At 62.8% G+C, this 19,672-nt stretch carries 14 protein-coding genes; 9 read left to right on the top strand and 5 right to left on the bottom strand.

Going from position 1 to position 19,672, the window contains the following annotated elements; genetic code table 11:
* Positions 1–296 precede the first annotated feature (296 nt).
* From BHD07_RS05220 to BHD07_RS05245, 6 genes are all read left to right on the top strand, one after another.
* Positions 297–1,655, top strand: a complete 1,359-nt coding sequence (locus BHD07_RS05220; RefSeq protein WP_338278226.1) for an ABC transporter substrate-binding protein — start codon at positions 297–299, stop codon at positions 1,653–1,655.
* Between the two features lie 149 nt (positions 1,656–1,804).
* Positions 1,805–2,815 (top strand): carbohydrate ABC transporter permease, encoded by a 1,011-nt coding sequence (locus BHD07_RS05225; protein WP_338278228.1) that lies wholly within the window; start codon positions 1,805–1,807, stop codon positions 2,813–2,815.
* Between the two features lies 1 nt (position 2,816).
* On the top strand, positions 2,817–3,959 hold the full coding sequence (locus tag BHD07_RS05230; RefSeq protein ID WP_275596752.1) for a carbohydrate ABC transporter permease: 1,143 nt from the start codon (positions 2,817–2,819) through the stop codon (positions 3,957–3,959).
* Between the two features lie 35 nt (positions 3,960–3,994).
* Entirely contained in the window at positions 3,995–5,644 is a 1,650-nt protein-coding gene (bglA, locus tag BHD07_RS05235) for a beta-galactosidase BglA (RefSeq protein ID WP_275598139.1), read from the top strand.
* A gap of 18 nt (positions 5,645–5,662) precedes the next feature.
* Complete coding sequence (locus tag BHD07_RS05240) at positions 5,663–6,751, top strand: ABC transporter ATP-binding protein (protein WP_275596751.1); 1,089 nt, start codon at positions 5,663–5,665, stop codon at positions 6,749–6,751.
* 102 nt (positions 6,752–6,853) lie between these two features.
* The gene (locus BHD07_RS05245; protein ID WP_275596750.1) at positions 6,854–7,264 is read left to right on the top strand and encodes a hypothetical protein; all 411 of its coding nucleotides are present in this window, start codon (positions 6,854–6,856) and stop codon (positions 7,262–7,264) included.
* A gap of 764 nt (positions 7,265–8,028) precedes the next feature.
* Here BHD07_RS05245 and edd read toward each other — a convergent pair.
* The 5 genes from edd to BHD07_RS05270 all read right to left on the bottom strand — a co-directional run bounded on the left by edd (position 8,029) and on the right by BHD07_RS05270 (position 15,071).
* Entirely contained in the window at positions 8,029–9,849 is a 1,821-nt protein-coding gene (edd, locus tag BHD07_RS05250) for a phosphogluconate dehydratase (protein ID WP_275596749.1), read from the bottom strand.
* A 102-nt stretch (positions 9,850–9,951) separates the two neighbouring features.
* The gene (gene pgl / locus BHD07_RS05255) at positions 9,952–10,650 is read right to left on the bottom strand and encodes a 6-phosphogluconolactonase (protein WP_275596748.1); all 699 of its coding nucleotides are present in this window, start codon (positions 10,648–10,650) and stop codon (positions 9,952–9,954) included.
* Between the two features lie 8 nt (positions 10,651–10,658).
* On the bottom strand, positions 10,659–12,134 hold the full coding sequence (gene zwf, locus BHD07_RS05260; RefSeq protein ID WP_018094259.1) for a glucose-6-phosphate dehydrogenase: 1,476 nt from the start codon (positions 12,132–12,134) through the stop codon (positions 10,659–10,661).
* A gap of 197 nt (positions 12,135–12,331) precedes the next feature.
* Positions 12,332–13,618, bottom strand: a complete 1,287-nt coding sequence (locus BHD07_RS05265) for an NAD(P)/FAD-dependent oxidoreductase (protein WP_275596747.1) — start codon at positions 13,616–13,618, stop codon at positions 12,332–12,334.
* Between the two features lie 16 nt (positions 13,619–13,634).
* Positions 13,635–15,071: a glutamine synthetase family protein gene (locus BHD07_RS05270; RefSeq protein ID WP_003527057.1), complete on the bottom strand. Its 1,437-nt coding sequence runs from the start codon at positions 15,069–15,071 to the stop codon at positions 13,635–13,637.
* Positions 15,072–15,195: 124 nt separating this feature from the next.
* Here BHD07_RS05270 and BHD07_RS05275 point away from each other — a divergent pair, with 124 nt between their 5' ends.
* The 3 genes from BHD07_RS05275 to BHD07_RS05285 all read left to right on the top strand — a co-directional run bounded on the left by BHD07_RS05275 (position 15,196) and on the right by BHD07_RS05285 (position 19,653).
* Positions 15,196–16,380, top strand: a complete 1,185-nt coding sequence (locus BHD07_RS05275; protein ID WP_338278243.1) for an NAD(P)/FAD-dependent oxidoreductase — start codon at positions 15,196–15,198, stop codon at positions 16,378–16,380.
* Positions 16,381–16,659: 279 nt separating this feature from the next.
* Entirely contained in the window at positions 16,660–16,800 is a 141-nt protein-coding gene (locus BHD07_RS05280) for a hypothetical protein (protein ID WP_010968761.1), read from the top strand.
* 327 nt (positions 16,801–17,127) lie between these two features.
* On the top strand, positions 17,128–19,653 hold the full coding sequence (locus BHD07_RS05285) for a methyl-accepting chemotaxis protein (RefSeq protein ID WP_275596745.1): 2,526 nt from the start codon (positions 17,128–17,130) through the stop codon (positions 19,651–19,653).
* Positions 19,654–19,672: the final 19 nt, after the last annotated feature.

The raw sequence follows: 19,672 nt of genomic DNA on the forward strand, positions 1-19,672 counted from the left end.
GCTTTGAATATCTTTTTCATTTTTCTTGCTTCGGCAAGCACCTCTGATGTCCTGTATCATCGGGATCGGGTTCAAAAAAGCGAAAAACCAGTATCTTGCGCCGCAAAACGTTGCCGCAGAGCAAAAATCCCGCACAATTCCGGACGAGAAGGAAAGCTCTTGACTCTTTCTCTGCAGCGATGGAGTGTTAGCGAGCTCAAAGCGCTTTGAATGCTCCTCCTAGACGGAGCCATTAATTCGCGCTTTGACATTCGCCCGAGGCGTCCGCCCGGGCTTCTTTTTGGGGAGGACAAGAGGTGAAGAGATCGTTGCTGATCGGCGTGGCCGCATTCGCATTGCTTGCAGGGACTGCGGGCGGCGCCGACCTGAAGTTCAAGCCGGGAGAGGATTCCAGGTTCAACTGGGCGAGCCTGGAGGAGTTCAAGAAAGGTCACGACCTCAAGGGTCAGACGCTCACGATCTTCGGCCCCTGGCGCGGCGAGGACGAGGCTCTGTTCAAGAGCGTCTATGCCTATTTCGTCGAGGCGACCGGCGTGGAGCTCAAATATTCCTCCTCGGAAAACTACGAGCAGCAGATCGTCATCGATACGCAGGCGGGAAGCCCGCCCGATGTCGCAATCCTGCCGCAGCCGGGTCTCATCGCCGATCTGGCCGCCAAGGGCCTTCTGACGCCGCTCGGCGACGAAACCAAGCAATGGCTTCTCGACAACTATGCTGCAGGCCAGTCCTGGGTCGACCTCTCCACCTATAACGGCAAGGACGGAACGCCGGCGCTTTACGCCTTCCCGTACAAGATCGACGTCAAGTCTCTGGTCTGGTACGTGCCGGAGAATTTCGAGGATGCCGGCTACGAAGTTCCGAAGACCATGGAAGAATTGAAAGCGCTGACGGAGAAGATCGCGGAAGACGGCGAAAAGCCGTGGTGCATAGGTCTCGGTTCGGGCGGCGCGACGGGCTGGCCGGCGACCGACTGGGTCGAGGACCTGATGCTGCGGACCCAGCCCGCCGAGACCTACGACAAATGGGTGAAGAACGAGATACCGTTCACGGATGCGTCGGTCACGGGTGCGTTGGAGGAGTTCGGCTGGTTCGCGCGCAATGACGCCTTCGTCGACGGCGGTGCAGCGGCGGTGGCGTCGACCGACTTCCGGGACAGCCCGAAAGGGCTCTTCAGTTCTCCGCCGAAGTGCTACCTGCACCATCAGGCCTCGTTCATTCCGTCCTTCTTCCCGGAAGGCAAGGTTGTCGGAGAGGATGCCGACTTCTTCTACATGCCGCCCTATGAAAGCAAAAAGGAGCTCGGCAATCCGGTGCTCGGCGCAGGCACCCTTGCGATGATCACCAAGGACACGCCGGCGGCACGCGCCTTCATCGAGTTCCTGAAGACCCCGATCGCGCACGAGGTCTGGATGGCGCAGACGAGCTTCCTCACGCCTTACAAGAGCGTCAATGTCGACGTCTACGGAAATCCGCCGCTGAAGAAACAGGGTGAAATCCTGCTGAACGCCACGACGTTCCGCTTCGACGGCTCCGACCTGATGCCCGGGAAGATCGGGGCCGGCGCCTTCTGGACCGGCATGGTCGATTTCGTCGGAGGCAAGTCCTCGGCCGACGTCGCGGCCGGCGTACAGAAGGCATGGGACTCCATCAAGTAGGATCCGGTCAGCCGGACGGTGGGGGCATCGTCTGCCTGTTCCTCATTCGGCGGTCCTCCGGCTGGAGGGCCGCCTGATAACAACGGCAGCGGCCGTTATGCAAAGCGCCTGCAGACGCCCGCGAAGGCGTGAGAGGGGAGGAATGTGTCATGGAGCAGTTTATTGCTGCCATTCTGACGATGGTGGCCGGCGTTCTGGTTTGCGCAGCCTATTTCTGGAGCACGAATCTCGTTCTCGACTGGATCTTCCCATCCAAGGGCAAGTTCGGTGCCGTCGCCTCGCGCAACCTGCGTATCGCCAACAGCATTCGTCCCTGGCTGTTTCTCGCCCCGGCACTGCTGGCGCTGACGCTCTACCTCGTCTACCCCGTCGTCCAATCGGTCTGGCTGAGCCTTCATGGGCGGGGAGGCCAGAACTTCGTCGGCCTGAGCAACTATTCCTGGATGATCAATGACGGCGAATTCCGCCAGTCGATCTTCAACAATTTCCTCTGGCTTCTCGTCGTGCCGGCGCTTTCGACCTTCTTCGGCCTGATCATTGCGGCACTGACCGACCGCATCTGGTGGGGCAATATCGCCAAGACGCTGATCTTCATGCCGATGGCGATTTCCTTCGTCGGCGCAGCCGTCATCTGGAAATTCATCTATGACTACCGCGCCGCAGGCTCCGAACAGATCGGTCTCCTGAACGCCATCGTCGTCGCGCTTGGCGGCGAGCCGCAGGCCTGGATCACGCTGCCCTTCTGGAACAACTTCTTCCTCATGGTCATCCTCATCTGGATCCAGACCGGCTTTGCCATGGTCATCCTTTCGGCTGCGCTGCGCGGCATTCCGGAGGAGACGATCGAGGCGGCCGTCATCGACGGCGCCAATGGCTGGCAGATCTTCTTCAAAATCATGGTGCCGCAGATCTGGGGCACGATCGCCGTCGTGTGGACGACCATCACCATCCTGGTCCTCAAGGTTTTCGATATCGTGCTCGCGATGACGAACGGGCAATGGCAGAGCCAGGTGCTTGCCAACCTCATGTTCGACTGGATGTTCCGCGGCGGCGGCGACTTCGGCCGGGGCGCGGCAATCGCGGTGGTCATCATGATCCTGGTCGTCCCGATCATGATCTGGAACATTCGCAACGCGACCAGGGAATCCGGGGGGCACTGAAATGAATCCGTCGAGGCGTTCTCCACTCACCTGGGCCGTGCATCTTTCCGTCCTGCTTCTGGTCCTGCTCTGGACCCTGCCGACGGCCGGCCTTTTGATTTCCTCCTTGCGCGACAAGGACCAGCTCGCCGTTTCCGGCTGGTGGACGGCTCTTTCCAGCTCGTCGCGCAACGCCGTCGCCCGCGCGCCCTCGGCCGAGAACCAGGTCGAGCGCGACGGCAAGTTCGTGATTTCCGGGAACCTGCTGGAGAGCCGGGGAGAGGTTTCCGCCTTCGGATTTTCCAGCCGCGAACCCACCAAATTCAAACCCGGCGAAACGGCCGAGCTCAACGACGGCGAAAAGCTGACGGTGCAGGCAGACGGCAGTTTCGAGATCGTTTCGGACCAGCGGATGGAGGGCTCGCGCGGCCAGCGCATATTCTTTACGGCCACCACGCCACCGCGCTTCACGCTCGACAATTATGCCGAGGTCCTGAGTGCTGCGGGCATCGGCAGATCCTTCCTGAATTCGCTGACCGTCGCCGTACCGTCGACCGTCATTCCCATTCTGATCGCGGCCTTCGCCGCCTACGCGCTCGCCTGGATGCCCTTTCCCGGCCGCGCGATCCTGCTCGCAGTGGTCGTCGGTCTTCTCGTCGTGCCGCTGCAGATGTCGCTCATTCCGCTGCTGCAGCTTTATAACGGCGTCGGCGCCTTCTTCGGCGTGTCCGCCAAGACCTATATGGGCATCTGGCTCGCCCATACCGGCTTCGGCCTGCCGCTCGCCATCTATCTCCTGCGCAACTACATGGCCGGCCTGCCGCGCGAGATCATGGAATCGGCGCGCGTCGACGGCGCCAGCGATTTCGATATCTTCGTCAAGATCATTCTGCCCCTGTCGTTTCCGGCGCTTGCCTCCTTTGCCATCTTCCAGTTTCTCTGGACCTGGAACGACCTTCTCGTCGCCATCGTCTTCCTCGGCGCGGGGGACGACAAGCTGGTGCTGACCGGGCGTCTGGTCAATCTCCTCGGCTCGCGCGGCGGCAATTGGGAAATTCTCACCGCCTCCGCCTTCATCACCATCGTCGTTCCGCTGATCGTCTTCTTCGCCCTGCAACGCTACCTGGTGCGCGGCCTGCTGGCTGGGTCGGTCAAGGGCGGCTGATCGACTTCAGACAAGGAATCCTGAACAGCATGACAATGAACGAAACGACGAGCTCAATCCTCGAGCCCGACAGGGATTGGTGGCGCGGCGCGGTGATCTATCAGATCTATCCCCGCTCCTTTCAGGACAGCAATGGCGACGGCATCGGAGATCTGCAGGGGATCACTGCCCGTCTGCCCCACATTGCGGGGCTCGGCGCGGACGCGATCTGGATTTCGCCCTTCTTCACGTCGCCGATGCGGGACTTCGGTTACGACGTCTCGAACTATGTCGATGTCGATCCTATCTTCGGGGCGCTCGAAGACTTCGATGCGCTGATCGCCGAGGCCCACCGGCTCGGCCTCCGGGTGATGATCGACCTCGTGCTGTCACATACCTCCGACCAGCATCCCTGGTTCGTCGAAAGCCGCTCCAGCCGCAGCAATGCGAAAGCGGACTGGTATGTCTGGGCGGATTCGAAGCCGGACGGCACGCCGCCCAACAATTGGCTGTCGATTTTCGGCGGTTCCGCCTGGCAGTGGGATCCCACCCGCCTGCAATATTATCTGCACAACTTTCTCACCTCGCAGCCCGACCTCAATCTGCATAACGCCGAGGTTCAGGAGGCCCTGCTTGCCGTCGAGCGCTTCTGGCTGGAGCGGGGCGTCGACGGTTTCCGGCTGGACACCATCAACTTCTATTTCCATGACCGCGAACTGCGCGACAACCCCGCGCTCGTTCCCGAGCGCCGGAACGCCTCGACTGCGCCGGCGGTCAATCCCTATAACTATCAGGAGCATATCTACGACAAGAACCGGCCGGAGAACCTGGAGTTCCTGAAGCGCTTCCGGGCGGTGATGGACGAGTTCCCGGCGATCGCCGCCGTCGGCGAGGTCGGCGACAGCCAGCGCGGCCTCGAAATCGCAGGCGAATACACGTCGGGCGGCGACAAGGTGCACATGTGCTACGCCTTCGAGTTTTTGGCGCCCGATCGGCTGACGCCGCAGCGCGTGGCCGAGGTTCTGCGCGACTTCCAGAGGGCCGCCCCCGAAGGCTGGGCCTGCTGGGCCTTCTCGAACCATGATGTGGTCCGCCACGTCAGCCGCTGGGCCGATGGCGTTACCGATCATCACGCGCATGCGAAGTTGCTCGCCAGCCTGTTGATGTCGCTGCGCGGTACCGTCTGCATCTATCAGGGCGAGGAACTTGCGCTCGCCGAGGCGGAGCTCGCCTATGAGGATCTCCGGGATCCCTATGGGATTCAGTTCTGGCCCGACTTCAAGGGCCGGGACGGCTGCCGCACGCCGATGGTATGGGAGAGCCTGCCCGATGGCGGCTTCAGCAGCGCGAGGCCGTGGCTGCCGATTTCCGAGAGCCACATTCCGCGGGCGGTTGCCGTGCAGGAGGGCGACCCGGCCTCGGTGCTGCATCACTACCGCCGCTTTCTCGCCTTCAGAAAGGCGCATCCGGCCTTGGCCAAGGGCGAGATCGAATTCGTCGAGACCAGGGGCTCCTTGCTCGGCTTCCTGCGCAGCCATGGCAATGAGAGAATCTTTTGCCTGTTCAACATGAGCGACGAAGCTGCGACGAAGGAACTGCCGATGAAGCGGCTGGAGCCGCTCGAGGGCCACGGCTTCGTCACGGGGATACTGGATCACGAGGTCAAGCTGCCGGCCTGGGGCGCGTTTTTCGCGCGCCTGGCCTGAGAACCGAGGGAGGGTGCCATGACAGGCCTGCTGCTGAAAGATATCCGCAAGTCCTACGGGGCCGTCGACGTAATTCACGGCATCGATCTCGACATCAAGGAAGGTGAGTTCGTCGTCTTCGTCGGACCGTCCGGATGCGGAAAGTCCACGCTTCTGCGCATGATCGCCGGGCTCGAGGAAATAACCGGCGGCGACATGTTCATCGACGGCGAGCGGGTCAACGACGTGCCGCCTTCCAAGCGCGGCATCGCCATGGTGTTCCAGTCCTATGCGCTCTATCCGCATATGACCGTTTACGACAACATGGCCTTCGGCATGCGGATCGCCAGGGAACCGAAGGAGGAGATCGACCGCCGTGTGCGTGGAGCCGCGGACATGCTTCAGCTCACCCCATATCTCGACCGGCTTCCGAAGGCGCTTTCCGGCGGCCAGCGGCAGCGCGTGGCGATCGGCCGGGCGATCTGCCGAAATCCCAAGGTCTTCCTTTTCGACGAGCCGCTCTCAAACCTCGACGCCGCGCTGCGGGTGGCGACCCGCATCGAGATCGCCAAGCTCAGCGAGCGGCTATCGGACACCACCATGATCTACGTCACCCATGACCAGGTGGAGGCGATGACGCTGGCCGACCGGATCGTGGTCCTCTCCGCCGGTCACATCGAGCAGGTCGGGGCGCCCCTCGAACTTTACGAGCGGCCGGCAAATCTCTTCGTTGCGCGCTTCATCGGCTCCCCGGCCATGAACGTCATCCCGGCGACGATCACCGCGACCGGCCAACAGACCGCCGTCACGCTCGCGGGCGGAAAATCGGTGACGCTCGACATTCCGACGAATGCCTCCGAAAACGGTAAGACGGCAAGCTTCGGCGTGCGCCCGGAAGACCTGCAGGTGACCGAGACCGACGATTTCCTGTTCGAGGGCACGGTCTCGATCGTCGAGGCGCTGGGCGAGGTGACCTTGCTCTACATCGAAGGACTGGTCGAAAACGAGCCGATCATCGCCAAGATGCCCGGTATCGCCCGCGTCGGCCGCGGCGACAAGGTGCGGTTCACGGCCGACAAGGCGAAGCTGCATCTTTTCGACACCAAGGGACAGAGCTATCGGGCGTAGTTCGGCTGCAGGGCCGGGGGCATTTTCGGCCTGCAGCCCTGAACTCTCTGTTAAATTTCATGGGTTAGCGTCGTCGCAGTGAAATGCGAAAAGGCGAGTTCGATGAGCAGTGCAGCCCCCGTGATCAACCGGCACTTTCTCAACAAGGAAGAGTCATTCATGTACGATCGGGAGGCGAATTTCCCGATGGAGGACACGCGGAACGAGGCGCGGATCGAATTCACCGAAAAGGGTATGCAGAATCTCTCGTCGCGCCGCTGCGAGATCATCAAGCTCTCCAGGAGCAGCGCCCTGATCGGCATTCTGACCCAGTTCCAGCTGCCGCAGAATTTCTATCTGGACATACCGAGCGCCCGCATCCCCCTGATCGGCTGCCTCCTGAGGCGGGTGCATGCCAACAACATCATCGAGGCGCGGTTCCTGCGGCTCCTGAGCGAGCGGGACCTCAACCGGATCTTCGTCTACAGCACCCATCCGAACCATCGGAACCGCACGCTCGACATCTATCGCTGAAAATGACGCGGCCCTCCGGTCGCAAGGGACCGGGGGAACCGCTGCGCGGATGGTCTCGGCAGGTTACTCGGCTGCAAAAAGCCACTCGCGTCGCGCAAACATCAGGCCAACGGCGTAGATCGCGAATGCAAGGAGCGCTGTCGCCGGCGCAGACAGTTCAGAGTAGCCACCGCCCTCGGCGCGTTTCATTGCGTCACAGATTGACCATCCCCTCGCATATTCGCAAGCGAATGTTGTAGGAGCCGTACATCCCCCGGCTCCTCATTCCTGTGCTTGTCAGGAATCCAGTCAGACCAAGTCCTTGGGCTGAAAGAACGCTTCCTGCGCCGCAGACGCGGCGCTGCTGGATCCCTGTGACGAGCACAGGGATGAGGGTCGAGAGGTGCGGTCCCTCGGCGCGTCTCAAAAAGACGTAACTTTTCGTTGCGTGACGGGTTGACCATTCCCTCGCATATTCGCAAGTGAGGGTTGTAGCAACCGCTCATCCCGGTCCCTCATTCCTGTGCTTGTCACAGGAATCCAGCCAGACCAAGTCCTTGGGCTGGAAAGGCTCTTCCGCGCCGCAGACGCGGCGCTGCTGGATCCCTGTGACGAGCACAGGGATGAGGGGAGGAGACGTCGCAGTCCTCCAAAAAGTTTCCTACAGCGCCGCGCGTCTTATAAGACGCGCATCGCCCTGCGTGCCGACAAAACCAACCAGAGCTTCAACGCCATTATCCATCTCGCAGCAGCCGTCATAAACTCGAAATGAATCGCAACAGGCCCTAATGAAACAGCACGCTTCCGCCGCGGTCGGCCGCGCCGGCGATCTGCCTGAACGGAGCGAAGAGCTCGCGGCCCATTCCGAATTCGTTGTCGGAGAGGTCGATATGCGCCGGCACGCGCGTTTTCAGCGCGATGTCCTCGACGAGCACCTCGACCTTGCCGTTGATCGCGTCGATGCGGACGATGTCGCCCTCCTGGATGCGTGCGATCGGGCCGCCTTCCTTCGCTTCCGGGGTCACATGGATCGCTGCCGGAACCTTCCCGGAGGCGCCTGACATGCGCCCGTCTGTAAGGATCGCGACTTTCTGGCCCCGATCCTGCAGGATGCCGAGCACCGTCGTCAGCTTATGCAGTTCCGGCATGCCGTTGGCTTTCGGCCCCTGGAAGCGCACGACGGCTACGAAATCGCCTTCGAGCCTTCCCGCCTTGAAGGCGGCGTTCAGTTCCGCCTGATCGTTGAAGATCTTGGCCGGAGCTTCGATGACGTGGCTCTCCGGCTTGACGGCGGAGATCTTGATGACCGCCTTGCCGATATTTCCGCTCAGCATCTTGAGGCCGCCGGTGTGCTGGAACGGGCGCTCGACGGTCGCGAGCACCTTCGGGTCGGCGCTCGTCTCCGGCGCAGGCTCGCGCTTGACGCTGCCGTTTTCGCCGAGCTTCACGTCGATCGCATAGGCGCTGAGCCCCTGCCCGTAGACGGTACGGACGTCGTCGTGCAGCAAGCCTTTCCTGAGGAGCTGGGCGATCAGGAAGCCCATGCCGCCTGCGGCGTGGAAATGGTTCACGTCGGCCAGCCCGTTCGGATAGACGCGCGCGAGCAGCGGCACGAGATCGGAAAGCTCCGAAATGTCCTGCCAGGTAAGCACGATCCCCGCGGCGCGGGCCATCGCGACGAGATGCATCGTGTGGTTCGTCGAGCCGCCGGTCGCATGCAGGCCGACGACGCCGTTGACGATCGACCGCTCGTCGATCATCTCGCCGGCGGGCGTGAATTCGTTGCCGAGCGCGGTGATCGCAAGCGCCCGCTTCGTTGCTTCCCTGGTCAGCGCGTCGCGAAGCGGCGTGCCGGGATTGATGAAGGAGGCGCCGGGCAGATGGAAGCCCATGATCTCCATCAGCATCTGGTTGGAGTTGGCGGTGCCGTAGAAGGTGCAGGTGCCGGGGCCGTGATAGGATTTGGACTCCGCCTCCAGGAGCTCGTCGCGGCCGACCTTGCCTTCGGCGAAGAGTTGCCGAACCCTGGCCTTCTCGTCGTTCGGCAGGCCCGTGGTCATCGGTCCGGCGGGGATGAAGACCGCGGGCAGATGGCCGAAGGTGAGCGCCGCGATCGCGAGCCCGGGCACGATCTTGTCGCAGACGCCGAGATAGACGGCCGCGTCGAACATGTTGTGCGACAGGCCGATGCCGGCCGCCATGGCGATGACATCGCGCGAGAAGAGCGACAGCTCCATGCCGGGCTGCCCTTGGGTGACGCCGTCGCACATTGCCGGAACGCCGCCGGCGACCTGAGCGACGCCGCCCGCCTCGTGCGCGGCCTCCCGGATCAGTGCCGGATAGGTTTCGAACGGCTGATGCGCCGAAAGCATGTCGTTGTAAGAGGTGATGATGCCGAGGTTGGGGACGCGGTCGCCCGCAAGCGCCACCTTCTCGGCGGGGGAACAGACGGCAAATCCGTGCGCAAGATTGCCGCAGCCGAGAACGGTCCGGTGCGGTCCGTTCGTCGCAGCGCTGCGGACGCGATCGAGGTAGGGCTCGCGGTACGGCTTCGAGCGTTCGACGATGCGGGCGGTAATGGCGGCTATGCGGGAATCGGCGGACATGGACACATCCCTCTTCCGGAGTCTTGCGACTCCTTTCTTCATCGATCATCGGCTTTGAGCGCCACAGCGTGCGGGGAGCGTTGCGGCGCTTTCCGGGTCGCCTCAGGGCGCCCAGTATATCTGCAGCGGCGATGTGGCCCGCCGAAGCACGGCCCGGATGGGCATCTCTGCCTCGTCGCCGGGCGCCTGGGCCTGGGCAAGCACCTCTTTCTTGCCGCTGCCTTCGATATGCAGCACCAGATAGCCGGCATCCTGCAGGCTGGAGAAGGTGAAGGTGAGGCGGGGTTCGCCGGCGCCTTCCGCTTCCATGGTGATCACGCCGCGCGGCGTCGTGGGGTCGAGCGCCTCTTCAAGGCGCGTCCCCCCGGGAAAGAACGAGGCCGTATGCCCGTCCGTTCCCATGCCGAGCACCACGACATCGAAGGGTGCGCCGAGACTTGCCGTCCTGTCGCTCGCGATCGCCGCGGCCGCTTCCGCAGTCTCGGCCGCGTGATAGAGCGGAACGAAACGCGCCTGCGCAGCCCCGTCCTTGAGCAGGTTATCGGCAACCAAGCGATGGTTGGAGCGCTCGTTTTCGGGTGGCACGAAACGCTCGTCGACGAGGGTGACCGTCACTTTCGACCAATCGAGCTCGCGACGCGACAGCGACCGGAAAAAGGCCTTCGGGGTCGAGCCGCCCGATACCGCGAAGCTCGCCGTGCCTCTCGTAGCGATCGCGGCGGCGAGCCTTGCACCGACGTCGTCCGCGAGGGCCTCGGCCAATGCGGACGGATTTTCGAATATGTGCATGTTTGCGCTCATGATCGGCCCTAGATCGCATCGTTCCAAGTACGGCCGTCGCGCTCGATCAGCGCGATCGATTGGCTCGGACCCCAGGTTCCGGCGGTATAGCCTTGCACCTGCTGTCCGGTTGCTTCCCAGGCCTTGAGGATCGGGTCGATCCATTGCCAGGCCGCTTCCACTTCGTCGCGGCGCACGAACAGGGTCTGGTTGTTGCGGATGACGTCCAGCAGCAGGCGTTCATAGGCGTCCGCATTGCGAACCGCAAAGGCCTCGGCGAAGCTCATGTCCAGGGGCACGTTCCTCAGCCGCATGCCGCCCGGTCCGGGATCCTTGATCATCAGCGACTGCTTGACGCCTTCATTCGGCTGCAGGCGGATCATCAGCTGGTTGGCCGAAATGCGGCCGGCGCTCTGATCGAAGATCGAGTGCGGAATCTGCTTGAAGGTGATGACGATCTCCGACATGCGGCCCGCCATGCGCTTTCCGGTACGCAGATAGAAGGGCACGCCTGCCCAGCGCCAATTGCTTATCTCGGCCTTGATCGCGACGAAGGTTTCCGTATTGGAAACGCCTCCTTCGAGCTCTTCGAGATAGCCCTTGACCGGGCCTCCGGACGATGCGCCCGCGCGGTACTGGCCCCGGACCGTCACCTGCTCGACATTGGAGGCGGTGATCGGCTTCAGCGCGCGAAGCACCTTGAGCTTCTCGTCGCGCACGGCCTCCGCGTCCATCGACGTCGGCGCCTCCATGGCGACGAAACAGAGGAGCTGGAGGATGTGGTTCTGCACCATGTCGCGCAGCGCGCCCGCCTTGTCGTAGTAACCTGCGCGATTCTCGAGCCCGACGGCTTCGGAAACGGTGATCTGCACGTGGTCGATGTGGGCGGAATTCCACAATGGCTCGTACAGGGCGTTTGCAAAGCGCAACGCCATCAGATTCTGCACCGTCTCCTTGCCGAGATAGTGGTCGATGCGGAAAATCTGCTCTTCGCGGAAGACCTTGCCGATCGTGTCGTTGAGTTCCGTCGCGGAAGCGAGGTCGCGGCCGATCGGCTTCTCGACGACGATGCGGGTGTTCCTGGTGATGAGCTTGTGATCGCGGATCTTTTCGGAAATGTCGCTGAAGATCGCCGGTCCGACGGCGAGATAGAAGGCACGGGTACGGTCCTTGCCTTCTTCCAGGAGCTTCTTCAGATCGTCCCAGCCCTGCTCGGACTTGGCGTCGACGGAGACGTAGTAGAGACGCGAGGTGAATTTCTCGACTTCCGCCTCGTTGAACTCCCCGGCCTTCAGGTGTTCTTTCAGGGCGTCGCTCGCGAACTTGCGGTATTCGTCATGGGAAAGGCTCGCGCGCGAGGCGCCGATAATCCGCGTCGGCTCCGTGAACTGGCCTTCCATCTGACGGTGGTAGAGTGCCGGCAGCAGCTTGCGCTCGGCAAGATCGCCGGTGCCCCCGAACACCACATAGTCAAACGGTTCGACGGGAATGATCTGGCTGCTCATGGGATGTCTCGATCTCGTTGAGGTCTGGGCTGGTATAATCTAATCGATTTAAAATGGCTAGGGTGCACCGCAACAAAATGGCTGGCCGCACGGCTGCCGACACGCCGTTCCTTATATCATCACCGCCCGGGGAACAGAAATATGCAGCATTTCAAGGACTTTGCGCCCACCGTCTGGAATCTCGGAGGGCCTTCCCTTTAGAACCGGTCGCGCAGTGCGTACCAGCTGAGCGCCAGAAACAGGAGTGCCGAGCGGAACCGCGTTCCGCCGGGGAAGGCCGGTATTTTGAGCTGCTTCAGCAGATCGAGTTCGGTAGATTTGCCGAGCGCGAGCTCGGCATAGAGTTTGCCGCAATAATTGGCGAGCATGACGCCATGGCCGGAGTAACCGCCGATCGTGGTGACGCCCGGCATGACCTCGCGGCAGAAGGGTTGGCGCGGCATGGTGATGCCGACCGAGCCGCCCCAGGCGTGAGTGATCTCCACATCGGCGAGATCCGGGTAGATTTCGCAGATCTGCCGGCGTATGTGCGCCGAAATGTCGCGCGGATTGTCGGCAGTGTAGGCCTCGCGCCCGCCGAAGAGCAGCCGCCCGTCTTTCGATTTTCGGAAATAGCGTACGACGAAGCGCGAATCGTCGACCGATTCGCCCCCCGGCAGAATCCCAGTATGGCCGTGCAGCACCGTCGTCGCGCCGATGAAGGAGCGGATCGGCATGACGTGGCTCGCGGTCACGGGCTCGAGATTGCCGATATAGCCGTTGCAGGCGATCAGCGCCCGGTCGGCCGTGATCGTGCCGCTCGTCGTCTCGATGACGACCGCGCCGCCCTTCTTCTCGATCTTGAGCGCCTTCGTTCCCTCGTAGAGATGGGCGCCGGCGAGCGCCGCCTGTCTGACGAGCCCCACAACCAGCTTCATCGGGTGGATGTGGCCGGTCCCGGTGTCGCGGATACCGAAGTGGTAATGGCTGGAGCCGAGCCGGCTCACGGTTTCCTCGCGATCCATGAAGGAAAGGTGCGGATAGCCGTAGCGCTCGGTCATCGCCTCGACGTGGTTGCGATAGTCCCTTTCGAGGCTTGCCTTGTGGCCGACCGAGAGCTGGCCCGGCATGAATTCGATGTCGATCGCGTGCTCTTCGGCAAATCCCAGGACATAGCGCTTGGCGTTCTCGGCCATATCGAAGAGCCGCTGCGCCCATTCGCGGCCGAGCACCTCCTCCGTTTCGTCGGCCCAGACACGTTGCCCGGTGCCGAACTGCCCGCCATTGCGGCCCGAGGCGCCGTCGCCGAAGCGGCAGGCGTCGATCAGGGTGACGTCCGTCCCGCTCCGGGCGAGATTGCAGGCGGCCTGCAGGCCGGTATAGCCGCCGCCGATAATGGCGACGTCGGCCTTGCGGGAGCCCGGCATGACCGGGAAGGCGGGCCGCTCGGGAGTCGTCGCCTCGTACCAGGAATATCCGGGCGAAATCGGGCTTTGCCAGGTCATGGAAACCTATTCCGGATCAGACATTCAGGAGCAGGAACTCGCGTTCCCACGGGCTGATGACCTGCATGAAGGTTTCGAACTCGCCGCGCTTCACGCCGGCATAGATGGCGATGAACTCGGCGCTGAAGACCTCCGCCAGCGCGGGAGCCGATTCGAGCAGCGAAACCGCCTCGAGCAGCCCTCGCGGCAGTTCGATTTCGCCCTCATTGGCGGTGTGTTCAGTGGGCGGTGTCGCCTGCAGGCCCTCGATGATGCCGAGATAGCCGCAGCCGAGCGAGGCCGCGAGCGCCAGATAGGGGTTGGCATCCGAGCTCGGCAGGCGGTTCTCGATGCGCCGGGCGACCGGATCCGAGACAGGGATGCGGAACGCCGTGGTCCGGTTGTCATAGCCCCAGGCGGTGTTGACCGGCGCGGACATGTCCGGCGTGAGGCGCCGATAGGAATTCACATAGGGCGCCATCATCGACAACGTCCGAGGCACGTAAAGCTGCATGCCGCCTATGAAGGAAAAGAACGCCTGGGAGGGTGAGCCGTCGGGATTGGAGAAGATATTGCGGCCGGTCTCGATATCGATCACCGATTGGTGGATATGCATGGCGGAGCCGGGCTGGCCCTGCATGGGCTTCGCCATGAACGTCGCATAGATTCCGTGCTTCAGCGCAGCTTCGCGGATGGTCCGCTTGAAAAGGAAGACCTGGTCGGCAAGCTCGATCGGATCGCCGTGCCTGAGGTTGATCTCAAGCTGGGCCGGCCCCTCTTCGTGGATCAGCGTATCGATCTCGAGGCCTTGCTTTTCGGAGAAATGGTAGATGTCGTCGATGAGCTCGTCGAACTCGTTGATGCCGGCAATCGAATAGCCCTGGCCGCCGAGGATCGAGCGGCCGGACCGGCCCTTCGGCGGCCGCAGCGGATAGTCCGGATCGTCGTTCTGGGCGACGAGATAGAATTCGATCTCCGGTGCGACCACCGGTTTCCAGCCCTTCTGCCGGTAGAGCTCGATGACGCGCTTCAGCACGTTGCGCGGCGTATAGCTGATCTGCTCTCCCTGGGAGCCGACGATGTCGCAGATGACCTGGGCTGTCGGGTCGCTTTCCCATGGAACGATGGAAAGGGTGGACAGGTCCGGAACGAGCTTGATGTCGCTGTCGCGGGAATCATAGCGGAATTGCCCGGTCTCTTCCGGATATTCGCCGGAAATCGTGTGCCGGTAGATCGCCGAGGGCAAGGCGAGGGAGGTATTGGACGTGAACTTGGACGTCGGCATCATCTTGCCGCGCGCAACGCCCGCAAGGTCGGGCGTGATGCACTCGATATCTTCGATGCCGCGGATCTTGAGCCAGTCGACCGCTTCGGTCCAGGTCTTCACGCCACGGGCGGCATGCAGGGCGAGGGGTATTTTCGAACTCTTGCTGACCTTTGCTGTCTCTTGGGCAACACTTCTCTTGGAAGACATAAATCACCGGGTTTGGCTTCGGATAGCGCAATCATAGCCGCAGTTCGGCAATTAGCTAGATGCACGCGATTGACTTTCGCCCTGCTCACCGGAAAGGAGGGTACGGAAACAGAAGGGAGCTTCCGTGGCGCAAATGCAGGACGTGGTGATCATCGGGGCGGGCGCCGCCGGCATGATGTGCGCCATCGAGGCGGGCAAGCGCGGGCGCCGGGTGCTCGTCATCGACCACGCCCGGGCGCCCGGCGAGAAGATCCGCATCTCCGGCGGGGGCCGCTGCAATTTCACCAATATCCATGCGTCCCCCAGGAACTTCCTGTCCGGCAACCCGCATTTCTGCAAGTCGGCGCTTGCCCGGTACCGGCCGCAGGATTTCGTCGCTTTGGTCGAGCGCCATGGCATCGACTGGCACGAGAAAACGCTCGGCCAGCTCTTCTGCGATCATTCGGCCAAGGACATCATCCGCATGCTGATGGCGGAGATGAGGGCGGCGGGAGTGCAACTGAGGCTCGAAACCAGCATCGGGGAGGTTGAGAGGACCGCCTCCGGATTCCGTGTGACGACCAGCGCCGGCGCGGTCGACGCCGCCTCGATGGTCGTGGCAAGCGGCGGCAAGTCCATCCCGAAAATGGGAGCGACGGGTCTTGCCTATCGCATCGCGGAGCAGTTCGGCTTGCCAGTTGTCGAAACCCGCCCGGCACTGGTTCCCCTGACACTCGACCAGGCGCAGCTCACCAAGCTCGGCGTGCTTGCCGGCGTCGCGGCCGATGCCGAGGCGCGGTTCGGGAAGGCCGCCTTCCGCGAAGCTGTCCTCATCACCCATCGCGGCTTGAGCGGGCCGGCTATCCTGCAGATTTCATCCTATTGGCGTGAGGGTGAGGAGATCGTCCTCCGGCTGATGCCGGACATCGATATCGCCTCGATCCTCAAGGGAATGCGCCGGACGAACGGCCGCCAGGCAGTCCAGACGGCACTTGCCGACATCCTGCCGCGCCGGCTCGCGCAGTTCTTCGGGGACGAAGCGAAGCTGACGGGGCGCATGCTTGCCGACCTTTCCGACAAGGCGATCGACGCGCTTTCCAGCTCCATCCAGGCCTGGGCGGTGAAGCCGGCGGGATCGGAAGGCTACCGGACGGCCGAGGTCACGCTCGGCGGCGTCGATACGCGTGCGCTCGACTCCCGGACCATGCAGGCAAACGAGATCCCCGGCCTCTACTTCGTCGGCGAGTGTGTCGACGTGACCGGCTGGCTCGGAGGCTACAATTTCCAATGGGCCTGGGCGTCGGGCTTCGTCGCCGGTCAAGACGTGTAACCGTGCGGCAAAATTGGTGATTTGCTTCTTCAGCCATTCTTAAGGGAAATATAACGGAAATTACTGAACCTGTTTATCATGGCGCGACAGCCGCGAAGGCAGCGGAAGTCAACAAGCGGAAACCACATTGTTTCCATTTCGGGGACTTTCTTCAGCCGCAGGATGGATGCACCATGATCTAATGGCAAAGGCAGACCGTCTTTGCCGGCAACTCGTAGTGCTGCAGCGACCTTTGCGCGCCCGAGACGCTCGGTGCTGCAGCGACAAGGACAAGAGGCCATGAACCAGCAACGCCGCCGTCCCCGTGCAATAGCCATAGCCCGCGCAGAGAAAAGCCGCGGGCAGAACGAATTGACGGCTTACCTCGCGACGCTCGCTCTGTTTGCCGTCACGGCCGTTGCTCTCTTTTCCTGGCTTTGAAGCGTCGCTTCCGACGAGCCCCGTCGATACGCCGGGGGACCGGTATTCCGTCCGCACGGGGCCAATTCCGCTTATGGAATTCTTAATCGTTTGAAACGATTATGGCGAGCAAATGAGCACCGCCAGGTCCTCGCCGCCAAGCCGGCTGCGCGGTCCCGCAATGACTGCTGGCGGGCTGGCGGCGTGCGCCGCATGACTTTCCGAAAAACATCAGCCTGTTTGCGCATCGGGTGGCGCCCGAGCGCCTTTGGTGCGTTCACCTGACGCGCCCCGGAGCGCTTCGAGCCATCGGGGAGGCGAACGCGCGCTGTAGCCAAGGTGTTTTCCATGCTCATCGACAGGATACTTGCCCGCTTCAAGATTCAGACGAAGGTTCTGTTCTTCATCCTGCCCTTCGTCGTCAGCATCTCGGCCGTCGGGATAACCGGACTCTATGCCTCCGGACTGCTGCAGGGCCGCATGGAGATTTCGAACAGCGTCCTCAAGACGCTGAGCGGCTTCAAGGACGTCTATGCCCAGATGAACAGCTTCCTGCAGGGGACGACCGACGAAAGTCGCCGGATGCTCAAGGATGCAATCGTCACGCAGAAGGAAGTCCTGGCCGAAACTGCGGCGCAGGTTGCGGGCGGAAACGGCCAAGACGAGCTGGCTGCCGCCATTGCCGCGACCAGCGACATCGAGACCCGCATCGACGGGCTCTGGACATTGCATGAAGGCGAGCAGAAGCTCCGGGCCGACACGAGATCCGGTCTGGAGCGTCTGGCGGCCGAACAGGCGAAGATCAACGACGAGGCGAACCGGCTGCAATACGCGGTGCGCAAGGACGAGAATGCGGCGAAGACGATGCTGCGCAACGCCGAAAAACTCATGCGCGCCAGCCGCTTCTATGCCGAATTCGCGACCGAGGTGAGCGGGGCGATAACGGTCGAGGAGAAGCTCAAGGTCGCAGAGGGCCACTACCCGGCCATAGGCCGCACGCAACGGGATATCTTCGTGCTTTTGCCGAAGGGCGAGAAATCTCTTGCCGAAACCGTCAATTCTGCTTCCGGGGCGATCGGCGCCCTTATCAAAACGCCGCCCGGCCCCGAAACGCTCGCCGGCCTCTCCAAATATGTCGACCGTTTCCGCACCGCCAGTTTCCGATTGGAGGCAGCTTCGGTCGGCAAGATGCGCGAGGCGACGCAGATATTCAGCGAGCTCGACGGCAAGATCGCGGGCACCGAGTCGGTGCTGACCGCGACACGCAGGCTCTCCACATCGCTTACGGACATCCAGATCGCCGCCGCGGCATTTCTCGGAACGACGAGCGAGGAAAGCCGCAAAAAACTCCTCGACAAGTTCCTTGCAGTCCAGTCCAACCTCACCACTCTGCGCGGCATCGCGAGCGGCATGACCTTCTTCGATCAGGCCGCCGGCGCACTTCTGCCGATCATCGAGGGGATGAAGAAGGATGGCCTTGCGCTGGTCGAGATCTCGGATAAGCGCACTGTGGAATTCGAGGCCGCGGGCGCCGCGATCAACGAGATCTGGAGCGATCTCACCGGTTTTGCCGAGCAGCAGAAGGTCGCCGCCGGCAGCGAACGCGCGGAAGCCAATCAGATCTCCGTTGCGGCGACGATCACCGGCGTCGTGATCGCGCTTCTGGCAGGCATCGCGCTCACGCTCACGCTGAAAAAGCCGATCGGCCAGATCACGGCCGCCATGCGGCGGTTGGCGGACGGCGCGCTCGATACGTCGATCGACGGCGGCACGCGCCGCGACGAGATCGGCGACATGGCGCGTGCTCTCGGCGTCTTCAAGGAAAATGCGCTCTCCAAGGTGCGCATCGAGGCGGAAAGCGCCGAAGAGCGTGCCCGCGCGGAAGCCGAGCGCAGCCGCAACGATGCGGAGAAGCGCGAGCTCGACAGGCAGATCGATCTTGCGGTGAGCGAGCTCGCAGCCGGACTCGGACGCCTGGCCCAGGGAGACCTGTCGCGTCAGATCGAGGTGCCCTTCGCCGGCCGCCTCGAACAGTTGCGGCTGGACTTCAACGGATCGCTCGTCCGCCTTCAGGACACGCTGGCGCAGATTCGCGCCAATGCTCTGGCGATCCAGCAGGGTGGCGCCGACATGCATCGGTCCGCCGACGCGCTGTCGAAACGGACGGAGGCTCAGGCCGCTTCGCTCGAGGAGACGGCCGCGGCCGTCGACCAGATCACCGTGACGGTGCGCTCCTCGGCGGAGCGGGCGCACGAGGCGAACCAGGCCGTGTCTCATACGAAGCGGAGCGCCGACAGTTCGGCAACGGTCGTCACCAGCGCCGTCGCCGCCATGGGACGCATCGAGGCGGCCTCCCGCCAGATCGAGCAGATCATCGAAGTGATCGACGATATCGCCTTCCAGACCAACCTTCTGGCGCTCAATGCCGGTATCGAAGCGGCGCGTGCCGGCGAGGCGGGCAAGGGCTTTGCCGTCGTCGCGCAGGAAGTACGCGAACTGGCGCAGCGCTCGGCCGAGGCGGCGCGAGAGATCAAGGGGCTGATCGACAAATCGACCGAAGAGGTGAGTTCCGGCTCACGTCTCGTCAAGGAAACGGGCGCGGTGCTCGCCTCGATCAGCGCCGAGATCGTGACGATCAGCCAGCATGTCGAGATGATCGCCACCGCCAGCCGCGATCAGGCTGCGGCCCTGAACGAGGTAAACGGTTCCGTCAACCAGATGGACCAGATGACGCAGCAGAACGCCTCGATGGTCGAGGAGGCGACCGGCACCAGCCGGGCGCTCGCCAATCAGGCGGATACGCTGATGATGCTCGTCGAGCAGTTCCGGCTCGAGCCGGCGGCCGCAGCCGACCACAGCTACCGGGCGGCATAGCCGGATTCAAACGCATCGA

Source organism: Sinorhizobium sp. KGO-5 (assembly GCF_036245905.1).
Taxonomy (GTDB): Bacteria; Pseudomonadota; Alphaproteobacteria; order Rhizobiales; family Rhizobiaceae; genus Sinorhizobium; species Sinorhizobium meliloti_A.